We start from the raw sequence: 13,339 nt of genomic DNA on the forward strand, positions 1-13,339 counted from the left end.
GCCATCAAGCGCACGTGACCGTGCTGCAGGCCGAGATCGGATGAGAGTGATGGACCGGGGAATGGAACAGGCATTCATGGGCGGTAGGCGCGCGTTGCTGGCCGTGAGCATCGCTGCCGCGCTGCAGATCGGAGCGCAGGCCCAAGCACAGAACGCGGGCACCGACGACGACGCACCCACGGCCACCCTGGACAAGGTGCTGGTGATTGGCAGCAACATCCGTGATGCCATCGGCGGTGGTGCGTCGCCGGTCATCGTGATCAACCGGGAGGCCATCGACCGCACTGGCGTGGCCTCCCTGCAGCAGCTGTTCGAGAAGCTGCCGCAGAACTTCGGTGGCGGCGCCAATGGTGCCAATGTGGCCAATCTCGGTGTTGACCGTGATACCGGCAACAACTTCGGCCAGGGCACCGCGATCAACCTGCGTGGCCTGGGTACGGGCACTACGCTGACCCTGGTCAACGGCCATCGCGTGACCTCATCGAACCGCTACCAGTATGTCGATGTATCGCTGATTCCACTCAGTGCGGTCGAACGCGTGGAGATCCTCACCGATGGTGCCTCTGCCATCTACGGCACCGATGCCGTCGGTGGCGTCGTCAACATCATCCTGCGCCAGGACTTCACCGGCTATGAGTCGTCGCTGCGGTACGGCACGGTCACCACCGGCAACATGGACGAGTACCAGGTGTCGCAGTCCGCGGGGTGGGCGTGGGACCGCGGCCGTGTGCTGGCAAGTTACGAGTTCCTGAAGCAGGGCAACCTGCCCGCCACCGACAAGGATTTCTCCCGGAACGTCACGGTCAGGCCCTACGATCTCTATCCCGGATCGAAGCGGCACAGCCTGTATGTCGATGGCGTGCAGGAGCTCAGCGATGTGCTGACGCTGAATCTCACCGGCTCGTTCGCCAAGCGCGAGATGGACACCACCATCTCCGGCACGGCCGACGAAACCCGGTTGTTCCCGCACACGCAGCAGTTCGATGTGTTCGCAGGCCTGACCCTGGAGCTCCCGCGCCAGTGGCAGGCGCGCCTGGACGCTGGATTCGGCAGGAACGAGGTGTCCTACGAGCGCACGACCATTACCGGCAGCACCGTCAGCACGGCGCCACCGACGGATACGAACTCTGAATCGCGCTACCTGGACGTGGTGGCCGACGGCGAGGTGTTCAGCCTGCCCGCCGGCCCGGTACGCGCAGCGGTCGGCGTCGGTTACCGCCGCGATGGCTATGAGCTGCTCGATCACCGTGGGCTGGAAAAGCCGCTCGATCTGCAGCGCACGATCAGGTCCGCTTTTGCCGAGCTCAACATCCCGCTGCTCAAGGACATGCCCGGCGTTCGCAGCCTGTCGCTGACCGCGGCGGCGCGCTACGACGACTACAGCGACTTCGGCTCCACCCTGAATCCCAAGCTGGGCCTGCTGTGGGAAGCCGCCGAGGGACTCTCGTTCCGTACCAGCTACGGCCGCTCCTACCGCGCACCGGTCTACCAGGACATGCAGCTGAACAACACCGTGGTCGTGGCGAACGTGCCGAACCCGAACGCGGCCAACGGCAGCACCGTCCTGATGATGCTCTACAACGGCAATCCCGATCTCGGCCCCGAGCGTGCGAAAACCTGGACCGGCGGGTTCTCGTTCGCGCCGCCCTCCGTTCCCGGCCTCACGGTTGATGCCAACTACTATCACATCGACTATGCGGACCGGATCGGCAGCGGCTTCGGCGGCAGCTTCCCGTCCCTGTTCCTGCAGTCCACGGCCCCCTACGCGGACATCCTGACCGTCGATCCATCGCAGCAGCAGATCCAGCAGGCGCGCCAGCTGGGCGTGTCGGGCCTGGGGCTGTTCGTCTCACGTGTGGGGCCGTATGCACTCCCTGCCGGCCTGGACGAGACCAGCAGCCAGGTGATCCTGGACAACCGCTTCCGCAACAACGCCTCCACCTCGCAGCGCGGCGTCGATCTCAACGCGTCCTATCGCGTCGATGTGGGCCAGACGCGGATCGCGATGAACCTGGCCGGGCAGTACATCCTCGAATCGACGCGGCGCGTGACCAGCACATCGCCCGAGCTGGACGCGGTCAACGCGGTGTACTACCCGGTCGATCTCAAGCTGGGCGGCGGCCTGACCGTGGACCGGGGCCAGGCCGCAGGCGGCGTCTTCGTGAACTACGTGGACAGCTACCGCGATCCGACCAACATCGCCCACCCCCACGTCAGCTCCTGGACGACCGTCGACCTGAATCTCAAGTACCACTTCGGCGCCCCGGCCGGCGACCACGAAGGCACGTCGCTCGCCCTCAACGTGCAGAATCTTCTCGACCGGGATCCGCCCTTCATCATCAACAGCATCAACACCGGCTACGACCCCACCAATGCGACCGCGCTGGGTCGCTTCCTGTCGGTGACCCTCACGCATCGCTGGTAAGCCGGATGAGCCCGCCCTCCCCCGCCCGCTTCCGGCCTGCGTCGACGCTTCGGCAAGCTGCCGGTGTCGCGGCAACCCAGCTGACCTTGATGTGGCGTGAGCGGCGCCTGCCGTGGCTCGCCCTGGTCCTGCTGCTGCTTGCGGGCGCATCCGTTGCCACGGGTGCCGCGCGCCTGTCCCTGCAGGCGCAGGAGCGCCAGGCCGTAGCAGCGGAGGAAGCGCGGCTGTGGGACGGCCAGGGCGTGATCGATCCCCATGCCGCGGCGCATGTGGGACGCGCCATTCCCGCACCGGTGCGGCCCCTGGCCGCGCTCGATCCCGGACTGACCGATGTACTGGGCACCTCGGTGTTCATCGAAGGTCACGCACAGAACCCGGCCAGGCATCGCGCGATGGACGCGGGCACCGCCCTCAGCCGGTTCGATGGCTTCTCTGCTGCCTGGGCGCTGCAGGTAGTAGCGCCGCTGCTCATCATCCTTGCCGGCTTCGCCACGCTGTCCGGTGACGTCGCCCGCGAAACCCTTCGCCAAGAACTCGGCACCGGGGCGTCGCCTGCGGTGCTGATCATCGGCCGATTGATTGCTCTGGCAAGTGCGTCCCTGCTGCTGGTGCTTGCCATGCTGGCGGCGACGGTTCCCGCTGTGGCGGGACAGAACGCCGGCTGGATGGACATCGCCGCGCTGCTGGCCATGTGCGCGGCCTACGGACTCTATCTGCTGGTGTTCTGTGCCCTCACGGTCGGTGTCTCGGCGTTGTCCAGCTCGGCACGGACCTCGCTGGTGGTGCTGCTGGGGTTCTGGGTGGTAGCCACCGTGCTGGTGCCACGAATGGCGCCAGCGGTGGCCGAATCGCTGGATCCCACGCCCAGCGCGCCGGCGTTCAGGGCCGCCGTGACGGAAGAGGCGGAGAACGGAGTGGATGGCCATGACCCTGCGGACAAGCGGCTGGACGCCCTGCGACACGCGCTGATGGCGCGCTACCAGGTCGACACGGTGGAAGAGCTCCCCGTCAACTTCCGGGGCGTGGCCCTGGAGTTCGCAGAGAGGAACTCGACGGACACCTACAACCGCCATTTCGAGCGCATCCATGCGACCTATCGGCAGCAGGAAGCAACACAGCGCGCATTCGCCGTTGCTTCTCCGGCCATCGCGCTGCAGTCATGGTCACGCGCATTCGCCCGAACCGATTTCGCGGCGCACCTGGCCTTCCTGCAGAGCGTGGAAGACTACCGCTACCGCCTGATCCAGGCACTCAATGCGGAAGTGAAGCAGCACAAGGCGCCGCAGGGGGAAAAGCATCGTGCCGACATCGCGACCCTCACCCGGTCCGTGGCCTACACGCCGGGGCAACAGCGCCTGGCCGGCATTGCCGCGGCACAGGCGGCGAACCTGGCCATTCTGCTGGGCTGGCTGCTGCTGGCGCTTGGACTGGTGTTCTTCTCGGCCCGGCGCCTGGGGACGATCCCATGAGCAGTCTTTCCGTTGCCGGCCATGAGGTGCGCAGGCTGCTGCGCGATCGGGCGCTGCCCACCCTGCTGATGCTGCTGCTGGCGCTGGCCGCCTACGCCGCGTGGAATGGCAGGGGGTGGGTCGAACAGCGTAACGCCGCCATCGGCATGATCCAGCTCGAAGAGCAGCACACCCATGACCGCAGCCGGGTGTTCGTCGGCAAGGCGCCATCGGTATTGCCGCGCGTCCAACCCGTGCTACCGCCCGCTGCGATGGCGTCGGTGTCGATCGGGCAGGCGGAGGCCTATCCCTATACGGCCGACGTGGTGGCGCTGGGCGATCGCTCCCAGCTTTTCAGGAACGTGTGGGCCGACATCGGCAATCCGGCAGCACGGGCCGCAGGCCGGTTCGATCTGGCGTTCGTCATCGTCTTTCTGCTGCCCTTGATCATCCTGGCAGCCAGCTATGACCTCTGGTCCCGCGAGCGCGAGCGTGGCATCGCTGCGCTGGTGCTGTCGCAGCCGGTCGCGGTGGGACGGCTGATCGCGGTAAAGGCGCTGGCCCGGGGCGGCGTGGTGCTGCTGCCTGCGGGAGTGATCCTGGTCGGCGCGGCGGCGTGGTCCGGTGCGGAGAGCCTTGCCGGCCTCGGCCTGCTCTCGCTGGTCATCCTTGCCTATGGCGGCTTCTGGCTGGCGGTGGCGGTGCTGATCGGCTGTTTCGCCCGGCGCACCACGGAGGCGGCCATTGCGGCCGGCGGAGTGTGGTTGCTGATCGTGGTGATGGCCCCGTCATTGACCCTAGCGGCAGTGAATCTGGCCGTTCCGCCACCGTCACAGATGCAGCTCGCGACCGACGTGAAGGCGCGGCTGGCCGCGACGGCCAGGCAACAGACACTCCATCGCCGCAGTGCTTCAACGGCTGTACGTTCTTCGACACCGGTGATTCCGGACCACGTGCGCGAGGCCTATGCCGACCTGCTGGCGACCGATCTCGACCTTGCGCCGCTGATCGAATCGCATGAGCGGGCGCAGGATGCTCGCCGCCGGGTGCTGGACAACGTGCGGTTGCTGCTGCCCGCGGTCGCAGTACAGGACGCGCTGGACCGCATCGCCGGCTCGGACGCGGATCGCGCGCTCGCCTTCCAGGACCAGGTCCATGCGTTCTGGCAGGCCCGTCGGTTGCTGCACAAGGCGTACCTGGATCGCGACGCGCCGCAGACACTTGCCGAATATGAAGCCCTGCCCCGCTTCCGGTTCGTGGAGCCGGCCGGCGCGGGCCGGCGTGGAGTGCGTGCCGATCTCGCGGCGTTGCTCGCCGCCACCCTGATTCTGCTGATCGCCGCCGGATCGATGCGTCGCCGGTTGGCGGCCCCTTGAGGAGCCCACATGCTTTCTGCAAAGAACCTGATCAAGGAACACGGCACCCACCGGGCACTCGACGACGTCAGCTTCGAGGTGGGACCCGGCGAGATCTTCTGCCTGCTCGGAGCCAACGGTGCGGGAAAATCGACCACGATCAAGCTCTTTCTGGGCTTCCTCACCCCCACCTCCGGATCCGCGGAAGTCGATGGACTCAGCGCGCACCGGCACCCGCAGGAGGTGCGACGCAGGCTGCTGTACATCCCCGAGACCGTGGCGCTGTACGACGAGCTGTCCGGTCTTGAGAACCTGGACTACTTCGCGCGTCTGGCCGGCGTGGACGACCGCTCACCCGCCCGGCTGCGGGATGCACTGAGTACAGCGGGCCTGGCGCCGGATGTCTTCGGACGACGCGTGGGCCTCTACTCCAAGGGCATGCGGCAGAAGGTCGGCATTGCCCTGGCCATCGTCAAGGACGCCAAGGCACTGCTGCTTGACGAGCCAACCTCCGGCCTCGACCCCACCGCGTCGGCCGAGTTCCATGACCTGATCGTGCGGCAGCGTGATCGTGGCACCGCCATCCTGATGGCCACGCACGATCTGTTCCGCGCCCGTGAGGTGGCCACCACGATCGGCCTCATGCAGGCCGGGCGGCTGCGCAGGACATTGGATGCCACCACCATCACCGCCAACGATCTTGAGAGCCTGTACCTCGAGGAGATGAGCCGGAGCGCCTAGGCGACTCCGGCTCCTTGCCCTGCGGGCCGCTCTGCCCAGCGCCTGAGCCAGGCTTCGATGTTGACCTGCGGGCCGAAGATGCCGAGCACCTGCGACGAATGATCCGGGCCGACCCGGCGGATGCCTGCGTCGGCCGACGCGCTGTCGATGTACCCACGCCGGGCCAGCAGCCCATCGACAAGCAGGCTGCGGATGAACGCCTGATGGCCCTGGGTGACCGCGACCGAGTGATCGTCGAGGTAGGACTTCACTTTCCGCGACAGCAGAGCGTCCGGCAGCAGTCCCTGCAAGGCACGCCGTGCGATCGTCCGGTCCTCCGCGTCCGCCATGAGCAGGCGCAGCGGCATGCGCGCGAACAGTTCGACCAGCGGTTGTGCGCTGATCGGAGAGACACCGTGCCAGCGACCCGCGCCCTCGAACGGATCAAGGACGCTGGTCGGAAACACCATCCGGCTGATGTGCGCCAGCTTGTACGGTGACACCTCATGGCCTTCGTTGCGCGCATGGCGCAGCCAGGCCGGTGGCGTGACGTCCTGCTCGGTCGCGTCGACCTTCACCCATTCGCAGGGGTTGCCCCAGCGACCGTTGATGCTGGCCGGCCGCCTGAGCAGCCCATGGATCACCGCATCCTTGAGGACGCCATAAAGCGAATCGCCCGACTGTGCGGTTTCAAATGCGACCCGGAAGAAGTGGCGGTCGATGCCGCGCCGCCAGGCATGGTCGATCGCCGCAGCGTTGCCCTTGAAGCGCAGGAAGACCGCGTCGCCGCCGACGCCGGTGAACTGCACGGTATCTCCGTCAAAGGCGACATCACGGCGATGCAGAAGGTAGCCCGAGCAATGTGCCGGCCGCGCCGTCCGCGGGAAGGTCATGATCTCTTCCAGCGCGCAGTGGGGTTGCCGCCGGTACTCGACGAACCCGCAGCGCCGGCCCGACGACTCACTGGCACCGGCCACCGCCATGCGGGCGAACATCCGCTCATCGGCACCGATGCCGTCGTCATAGTGGTGGACACAGTCCACTTCCGGCAGGGAGGGCGCGTGCAGCAGGCCGGCGAGGATGATGGAGGAATCCAGCCCACCCGACAGCTGCAGCTGGATACGCCGGTGCCGGCTGGCCAGGGCACCGATGCAGCCCAGCAGCGTGGAGCGCGCGAGCTGCACCGCCTCCTGCAGGTCTTCGATCGGTTCGTCGCGGGCCAGGCGCACGATGTCCCACTGGCACTGCCGGCTGACCGGCTCGCCATCGCGGATCGAAACGGCCTCCCCGGCCTCGATGGCGGTGACCTCCCTGAAGCCGGTCTGCAACCCGTCACGGAACGGGAACAGCAGCGAGTAGGACAGGAAGGGCCAGTCGATGCTGAAATCGCGCAGGCCCAGTGCAAGGCAGTCTTCCATGCTGGAGAAGACCACCGTCAGCTGACCCGCCGTCGTCATGTAACAGGGAATTTCAGCGGCGGGATCACGCAGGACGAACCAGCTCGATGACTGCGGCTGGTAGCCGAACGCTACATAGCGGCCCCAGTAGTGCTGCACGAGGGTTTTTCCCTGCGTGCGGCAGGCCGCATCGGCGGCGGCCGCATCCAGTGGCACGCGCGCGGGCACGGTATCCCGGCCGAAATTCCTGTCGAACAGCGCGCCGAGCACGACCAGCGAGCCGCAGCGGCTGCAGTCCAGGTAGCCCGGGTTGTCACTCTGGACATAGATCGCGGCGCCGTGGTCGTTCATCACGCAGGTGATGCCGGCGTGCATGGCCTCGATGCGCTGCATCGCCTGCTGAGCCCGGGCGGTTGCGGAGTCGCAGGAGGTGTTCCAGAGCACGGCGATGTATCGATACATGCGTGAGGCGCCTCTACAGCACCAGGATGGGAACCATCCGGCGCAGGTTGAAGGGGATATCGGTCAGGACCTGATCGCCGTGCTGCAGCCAGCAGTGCGCCGCGAAGGGCTGGGTCCTGACCGCGAACACCCAGTCCGCGACGATTCCATGCCTGGACAGGAATTCGCGCATCGCCAGGCAGTAGAGAAAGCACTCGTCCGTCTTCCTGAAGGCCAACGGCCGCAGCCAGTCGAACACCCGGACGCGCAGGGCCAGCTCCTGCACGCCTACGTCCGTGCGCTGTGATCCCTGCGCACGCCTGCGCGCCGAGGACACCGTGTGGCTGAAAGGAAGGAACGTCCTGCTGCATCCGGCACGCATGCACGCGGCCATGAATCTGCGGACGTCACGTGCGGTGATGCGCGGACAACCGCGGGGTTCACCGTCGCGTATCCAGTGGCGCGGCAGCGCGATCGACGCGCTGGTCGCGGCTTTGCCTCGCTGCGGATCGTCGGTGATCAGCCCGCGTTGCAGCAGCGACTGCAACAGACCCGGCATCCGCCGGCCGTCTGCCGGCAACGGCCAATCGAGCACCAGCCCGCCCAGGCTGGCGGCACGATGGCGGTCGAGCGACAGGTATTTTCCCGTCGCCTGGTCCAGGATCACCATTGCATCGCCGGTGACACAGACATGGGCCTGCTTCGACAGGAAATAGCGCGCCGCAGGCTGTTCCATTACGTGATCTCTTCAGTCCAGGCGGAGAAGCGGTGCATGCGCAGGGCATGCACCGCAGGTCATGCATGCCGCAGTGGATCAGGGCGAGGTGGTCGGGAACACGCCATCCCACAAGGTGCCGTGGTTGTGTGCCTTGGTTTCCGAAACCACCGAGCCCAGCTCGATCAGATCACCGCCCCCACCCTGGCCTTCAGGGTTCTGCTGTCCTGCCACTACACCCAGCTCAATCAGCTCGTTCATGAACATCTCCTCTTGTCAGTGGATGTATCCGGGCGTCGTGCCACGGATACGGAGCAGCCAAGCCACCATCGCTGCGCGTGTTGCAGAGCGATTGCCGTCAAGGCATGCAAATGTTACGATATAACATATTATTTCAGTGTGACGACTGTCGCTGTCCGGCAACGTCGACACGCCTTCTCGAAGGGGAAATGGATGAGCGACCCGACCAGTGACGATGGCCTTGAGCCCACCCTTCTGCTCAAAGGACCGTTCCCGCTGCCGAGGTTCATCCGCTTCATCAGGGAGCGATGCCCGCCCGGATGCTTCGATGAGGCGATGCTGGTGGAGGAATGGAAGAACGCCCGCGCCGACGCGCTGCGCCAGCTGAAGGAAGAGGCCAACGACGCCGACGCGGTCGAGGTGCATGCACTTCCTGCGGAGATGGCGGCGCTGGCCGACCACGCGCCACGCCAACCGTCGATGCACCGCATGACGAACAACGTGCCGCGCGCATGGCAGATGGTCGAGATCGACCGGCTGGTGGTCTTCCAGGAGTGCATCAACCTGCGCCATATCGGCGAGCTTGCCGCCGCCTTCCCCGCCTCCCCCACGGCACAGGACATCATGGAGCTGGTTGCACGCAACGGGCGGCACGCTCACCCGCCGGTCCGCGCGTCCCGGTCCGAAGGCAGCTACACCTTTGCGTCCAGCTCCAACGACCTGCGCTTTCTGGACGTGGCGACGATCGACCCGTCCGCCATCTCCGGCTACGAACCCTTCGGTGCAGCCAGCCACGCACTGGTCATCTACCTGGGTTTCAGCGACAACTTCGTCAGTGCCACCCGGATCGGCAACCGCCTCATCCTGACCAATGGCTCCCATCGCCTGTACCTGCTGCGCCAGCTTGGGCTCCGCCATGTACCGTGCCTGGTGACTGACGCCTCCGACAGCGACTTCAGTGACGTGCTGTTGCCGGCAGCAGTCAAGCAGGACCGTGCGTTCTATCTGGGTTCGGCACGGCCGCCGTTGTTCAGGGACTACTTCGATCCAGGCCTGACCCGCATCGTGCCGGTGATCCGCAAGAACTATGCGCTGCGGGCCACGCTGGACCTGCAGAGGATCACGGTGCCGGCGGTGTAGAGCAAAGCATCGGAACAATCCGGCACCTCGCACCTCCAGCCCTGCCGCGGCGTTTCATCACAGCCGCGCGGCCGCCCTGGCGCCAGACAAGGCTGCTGGAGAAGCGTGAGAGCATTCGACCGCCGACGCAGTCACTTCACCCCGACTCCGCGCCCGGACGGCGCATCCAGCAGCGGCATGCCGTCCTGGCTCCAATGCACCGGCTGGATGCGCGGCGAGCGCTTGGCGGTGCAGCCCATGTCCGGCCCCGGGTTGGCGTGGTAGATGATCCACGGCGCGCCATCGGCCATCTGGAAGAAACCGTTGTGCCCCGGCGCGTACACGTTGCCAGCAGGATGCTTGGCAAGGATCGGCTGCTTTACCTTGTGCCACGCGCTCGCATCCAGCGGATCGGCGCCCGCCTTGGCGTGCAGCAGTCCAATCGCGTAGTCATCCGACCAGCACGCACTGCCCGAATAGGTCAGGAACAGGTCGCCGCGTGGGCCCTGCAGGAACTCCGGGCCCTCCAGGATCTGCCGCCCGCCCTGTCGCTCCCACGCCTGGTCCGGCCGCGCGATGATGGTTTCGCTGCCCCGCAGGGTCCAGGGGTTGGCCATGGCCACGATGGCCAGCACGCTGTCCGGTCCTACATAGGGCGAATACACGAAGTAGCGCTTGCCGGCGGTCACGAAGGTGGTGCCGTCGATGCCGGGGTGTGCAGTAGCCAACCGTCCGCGGTCGGTCCATGTGCCCCGGGTCGGATCGGTGTTGCTGTTCTCCAGCACGAACACCCCCCGATGGGCGTCTTCCTGGCCTTCGGGCGCGTCACCCGCTGCCGCCGTGTAGTAGATGTACCAGCGCCCATCAATGCGATGCAGTTCCGGCGCCCAGATCGACTTGGCATTCGCTCCCGTTGCCGGCGGACGCCACACCGTGACTTCGCGCGCGTCAGCCAGGTGCGCAAGGTCGCGGGTGGCGCGGATGGCGAGGCGATCACCGTGCGTGCCCATGTAATAGAACACGTCCCCATCGCGGGTGATCCACGGGTCCGGCCCGGAGTCCAGCAGCGGATTGTCCACCGCTGGCGTCGCGGCGGACGCGTTCGTCGATACCTGAAGCAGCGCTGCAAGCGCCATGGAAAGCGTGCCGTTCATTGCGTTCCCCTCCCGACTGGAACTGCGCCGGCAGGCTTGCCAGCGAGCGGCAACCAAACCATATAATCAGACAATAGGCAACACCATCGCTCCGAGGAACCACCATGCAGCAGGACCACCCCGACAGCATCATCGGCATCAACTGGGGCAGCAGCAATCTGCGCGCCTATCTGATCGGACCCAACGGTGAGCGGCTTGATGCCCATGAAATGCCCGCGGGCGTGGCCACGCTGGACCGTGACGACATGGTGGTGGCCGCCAACACGATCCGCGCACGCTGGCCGGCTGCACGCCACGCCTATGCGGCCGGCATGATCGGGTCGAATGTCGGTTGGATCGATGCCGGCTACGTGGAGTGTCCTGCAGGTGTTGCCTCGATTGCGCAGCAGCTGGTGCCGACCCGGATCGGCGAGCTCTCCGTGAGCATCGTGCCCGGCATGGCCTGCGTGCGCCCCGTGGATGGCATGCCGGACGTGCTGCGCGGCGAGGAGACTGAACTGCTGGGCCTGCTGCGCGGCGGCGATGTCGGCCCCGATGCCATCGTGGCGCTGCCGGGTACGCATACCAAGTGGATCCAGTTGGTCGACGGCCAGGTGCAGAGCTTCATGACCTCAATGTCCGGCGAACTGTTCGATCGCCTGGCCACTGGCGGCCTGCTTGCGTCGGTGCTGGACGGACCGGGTGAGCCAGGACCGGCCTTCGCCGAGGGTGTGCATGCAGGCGCCGACCGCCGACTGGGCCTGGGGGCACTGCTGTTCGGTGTGCGGGCACGGATGATCCGCGGCACCCTGCCGCGCACGGCGACCAGCGCTTACCTGCGCGGACTGCTGGCCGGTGCGGAGATTGCAGACGCATTGGCGCTGTTCCCCGGGCTGAGGTCGGCGTCGGTGCCACTGGTGGGCTCCGGACCGGTCACCCGGCTGTACCAGGCGGCGCTGTCGGAAATCGGCATCGCCACGCACGCGGTGGCGTCCGCCGACGCCGTGGTGCGCGGCTTCTCCGCACTGCACGCGATGACCGCGACTGCGCGTTGACCACGGCCAAACGCGGCGGGTGACCACGTGCTGCGTCGCAACGTGCGTATTGTCTGATTATATGTTTTTGTACGCATCACGACATCGAGAGGGGCCTTGAGCAATGCGTGCTGGCAAGGGGAAGACGGCAGGGCTGATCGGCGTACTGGCACTGTCTGCAGTGGGCGCAGGTCAGGCACAGGAACGCGCTGTGGTAGGCCGGACGGCCGATGGCACCGTGGTGGAGTCAATCCTGCTGCGCGACGGCACCGGCATGCAGGCCACGGTACTGACGCTGGGCGCTGCACTGCACTCACTGGAAGTGCCGGACCGTGATGGCGCATACGCCGATGTACTGCTTGGCGACGCGACGCTCAAGGCGACGCTCGACAATCCGCAGTACTTCGGCACGATCGTCGGCCGCTTCGCCAACCGCATCGCCAAGGGTCGCTTCACCCTGGATGGCAGGACCTATCAGGTACCGGTCAACAATGGGCCGAACAGCCTGCACGGCGGCACCCGCGGCTTCGACAAGGTGGTGTGGAAGATCGTCGACGCCGCCGCCGATCACGCCACCCTGCAGCATGTCAGCCCTGACGGCGACCAGGGTTATCCGGGCACGCTCACGGTCACGGCAACCTACGCATTGAAGGGCAATGGCCGGCTGGAGGTGGAGTACCGCGCCACGACCGATGCACCGACCATCGTCAACCTCAGCAACCACGCATACTGGAATCTGTCCGGCGAGGGTTCCGGCTCGGCGATGGATCACGAATTGACCATTCCGGCCAGCGCCTATACGCCGGTGGATGCGGGCCTGATTCCCACGGGCGTGCTGCAGCCGGTGCAAGGCACCGCCTTCGACTTCCGCACGGCCAAGCCGATCGGGCGCGACCTGCGCCAGGGCAATGAGCCGCAGCTGCTGCATGGTCGCGGCTACGACCACAACTGGGTCATCAGCAGATCGCCCACGCGCGAGCCGCGCGAAGTCGCCCGCGTGCACGACCCGCGCTCGGGCCGCGTGATGACCGTGCTGTCCACGCAGCCTGGCCTGCAGTTCTATTCGGGCAACTTCCTCGACGGCAGCACCGTGGGCAAGAGTGGCCGTGTCTATCGCCAGGGCGATGCCATCGCGCTGGAACCGCAGCTGTTCCCGGACACACCGAACCAGCCGTCGTTCGGCTCGGCGCGGCTGGCCCCGGGCGAGACCTATGTGAACCGCATCGTCTACGACTTCTCGACCGACCGCACACCGCCCGGCCGCTGATCCCGCGCAGCTGGCACACCGGTCGCCCACGGCACCGGCAATCCA

General features: G+C 66.6%; 11 protein-coding genes. 7 read left to right on the forward strand and 4 right to left on the reverse strand.

All coding sequences use genetic code 11. From position 1 onward, the window contains the following. Nucleotides 1-61 precede the first annotated feature (61 nt). From ACVOKU_RS03665 to ACVOKU_RS03680, 4 genes are read left to right on the forward strand one after another with little or no spacing between them, the layout of a single operon-like run. Nucleotides 62-2,425, forward strand: coding sequence for a TonB-dependent receptor plug domain-containing protein (locus tag ACVOKU_RS03665; RefSeq protein WP_481559117.1), 2,364 nt, complete (start codon nucleotides 62-64; stop codon nucleotides 2,423-2,425). A 5-nt stretch (nucleotides 2,426-2,430) separates the two neighbouring features. Next, nucleotides 2,431-3,894: a DUF3526 domain-containing protein gene (locus ACVOKU_RS03670; protein ID WP_481559118.1), complete on the forward strand. Its 1,464-nt coding sequence runs from the start codon at nucleotides 2,431-2,433 to the stop codon at nucleotides 3,892-3,894. Next, on the forward strand, nucleotides 3,891-5,249 hold the full coding sequence (locus ACVOKU_RS03675) for an ABC transporter permease subunit (protein WP_481559119.1): 1,359 nt from the start codon (nucleotides 3,891-3,893) through the stop codon (nucleotides 5,247-5,249). The genes ACVOKU_RS03670 and ACVOKU_RS03675 overlap by 4 nt, the downstream gene beginning before the upstream one ends. A 9-nt stretch (nucleotides 5,250-5,258) precedes the next feature. Then, the gene (locus tag ACVOKU_RS03680) at nucleotides 5,259-5,969 is read left to right on the forward strand and encodes an ABC transporter ATP-binding protein (RefSeq protein WP_481559120.1); all 711 of its coding nucleotides are present in this window, start codon (nucleotides 5,259-5,261) and stop codon (nucleotides 5,967-5,969) included. Here ACVOKU_RS03680 and ACVOKU_RS03685 read toward each other — a convergent pair. The 3 genes from ACVOKU_RS03685 to ACVOKU_RS03695 all read right to left on the reverse strand — a co-directional run bounded on the left by ACVOKU_RS03685 (nucleotide 5,966) and on the right by ACVOKU_RS03695 (nucleotide 8,762). Continuing rightward, entirely contained in the window at nucleotides 5,966-7,807 is a 1,842-nt protein-coding gene (locus tag ACVOKU_RS03685) for an asparagine synthase-related protein (protein WP_481559121.1), read from the reverse strand. The two genes, ACVOKU_RS03680 and ACVOKU_RS03685, sit on opposite strands and share 4 nt — an antisense overlap. 13 nt (nucleotides 7,808-7,820) lie before the next feature. Then, a complete protein-coding gene (locus ACVOKU_RS03690; RefSeq protein ID WP_346480264.1) occupies nucleotides 7,821-8,522 on the reverse strand; it encodes a lasso peptide biosynthesis B2 protein in 702 nt (233 codons plus the stop codon). Between the two features lie 78 nt (nucleotides 8,523-8,600). Beyond that, nucleotides 8,601-8,762: a hypothetical protein gene (locus ACVOKU_RS03695; protein ID WP_481559122.1), complete on the reverse strand. Its 162-nt coding sequence runs from the start codon at nucleotides 8,760-8,762 to the stop codon at nucleotides 8,601-8,603. Between the two features lie 192 nt (nucleotides 8,763-8,954). Between ACVOKU_RS03695 and ACVOKU_RS03700 the strand changes: the two genes are divergently transcribed. Then, the gene (locus tag ACVOKU_RS03700) at nucleotides 8,955-9,881 is read left to right on the forward strand and encodes a ParB N-terminal domain-containing protein (RefSeq protein ID WP_481559123.1); all 927 of its coding nucleotides are present in this window, start codon (nucleotides 8,955-8,957) and stop codon (nucleotides 9,879-9,881) included. Between the two features lie 131 nt (nucleotides 9,882-10,012). Here ACVOKU_RS03700 and ACVOKU_RS03705 read toward each other — a convergent pair whose 3' ends face one another. After that, entirely contained in the window at nucleotides 10,013-11,014 is a 1,002-nt protein-coding gene (locus ACVOKU_RS03705; RefSeq protein ID WP_481559124.1) for a glycoside hydrolase family 43 protein, read from the reverse strand. A gap of 104 nt (nucleotides 11,015-11,118) precedes the next feature. On the opposite strand from ACVOKU_RS03705, the gene ACVOKU_RS03710 reads away from it, so the two are divergent. Both ACVOKU_RS03710 and ACVOKU_RS03715 read left to right on the forward strand, forming a co-directional pair. After that, a complete protein-coding gene (locus tag ACVOKU_RS03710; RefSeq protein WP_481559125.1) occupies nucleotides 11,119-12,048 on the forward strand; it encodes a 2-dehydro-3-deoxygalactonokinase in 930 nt (309 codons plus the stop codon). Nucleotides 12,049-12,151: 103 nt separating this feature from the next. Continuing rightward, entirely contained in the window at nucleotides 12,152-13,294 is a 1,143-nt protein-coding gene (locus tag ACVOKU_RS03715) for an aldose epimerase family protein (protein ID WP_481559126.1), read from the forward strand. The last annotated feature ends 45 nt before the right edge of the window (nucleotides 13,295-13,339 follow it).

The organism is Stenotrophomonas sp. STEN147 (assembly GCF_056757995.1).

Bases quoted from the DNA above. Each gene is read 5' to 3' on its own strand.
- ACVOKU_RS03665 (WP_481559117.1), top strand. From the start codon at position 62: ATGGAACAGGCATTCATGGGCGGTAGGCGCGCGTTGCTGGCCGTGAGC.
- ACVOKU_RS03670 (WP_481559118.1), top strand. From the start codon at position 2,431: ATGAGCCCGCCCTCCCCCGCCCGCTTCCGGCCTGCGTCGACGCTTCGG.
- ACVOKU_RS03675 (WP_481559119.1), top strand. From the start codon at position 3,891: ATGAGCAGTCTTTCCGTTGCCGGCCATGAGGTGCGCAGGCTGCTGCGC.
- ACVOKU_RS03680 (WP_481559120.1), top strand. From the start codon at position 5,259: ATGCTTTCTGCAAAGAACCTGATCAAGGAACACGGCACCCACCGGGCA.
- ACVOKU_RS03685 (WP_481559121.1), bottom strand. From the start codon at position 7,807: ATGTATCGATACATCGCCGTGCTCTGGAACACCTCCTGCGACTCCGCA.
- ACVOKU_RS03690 (WP_346480264.1), bottom strand. From the start codon at position 8,522: ATGGAACAGCCTGCGGCGCGCTATTTCCTGTCGAAGCAGGCCCATGTC.
- ACVOKU_RS03695 (WP_481559122.1), bottom strand. From the start codon at position 8,762: ATGAACGAGCTGATTGAGCTGGGTGTAGTGGCAGGACAGCAGAACCCT.
- ACVOKU_RS03700 (WP_481559123.1), top strand. From the start codon at position 8,955: ATGAGCGACCCGACCAGTGACGATGGCCTTGAGCCCACCCTTCTGCTC.
- ACVOKU_RS03705 (WP_481559124.1), bottom strand. From the start codon at position 11,014: ATGAACGGCACGCTTTCCATGGCGCTTGCAGCGCTGCTTCAGGTATCG.
- ACVOKU_RS03710 (WP_481559125.1), top strand. From the start codon at position 11,119: ATGCAGCAGGACCACCCCGACAGCATCATCGGCATCAACTGGGGCAGC.
- ACVOKU_RS03715 (WP_481559126.1), top strand. From the start codon at position 12,152: ATGCGTGCTGGCAAGGGGAAGACGGCAGGGCTGATCGGCGTACTGGCA.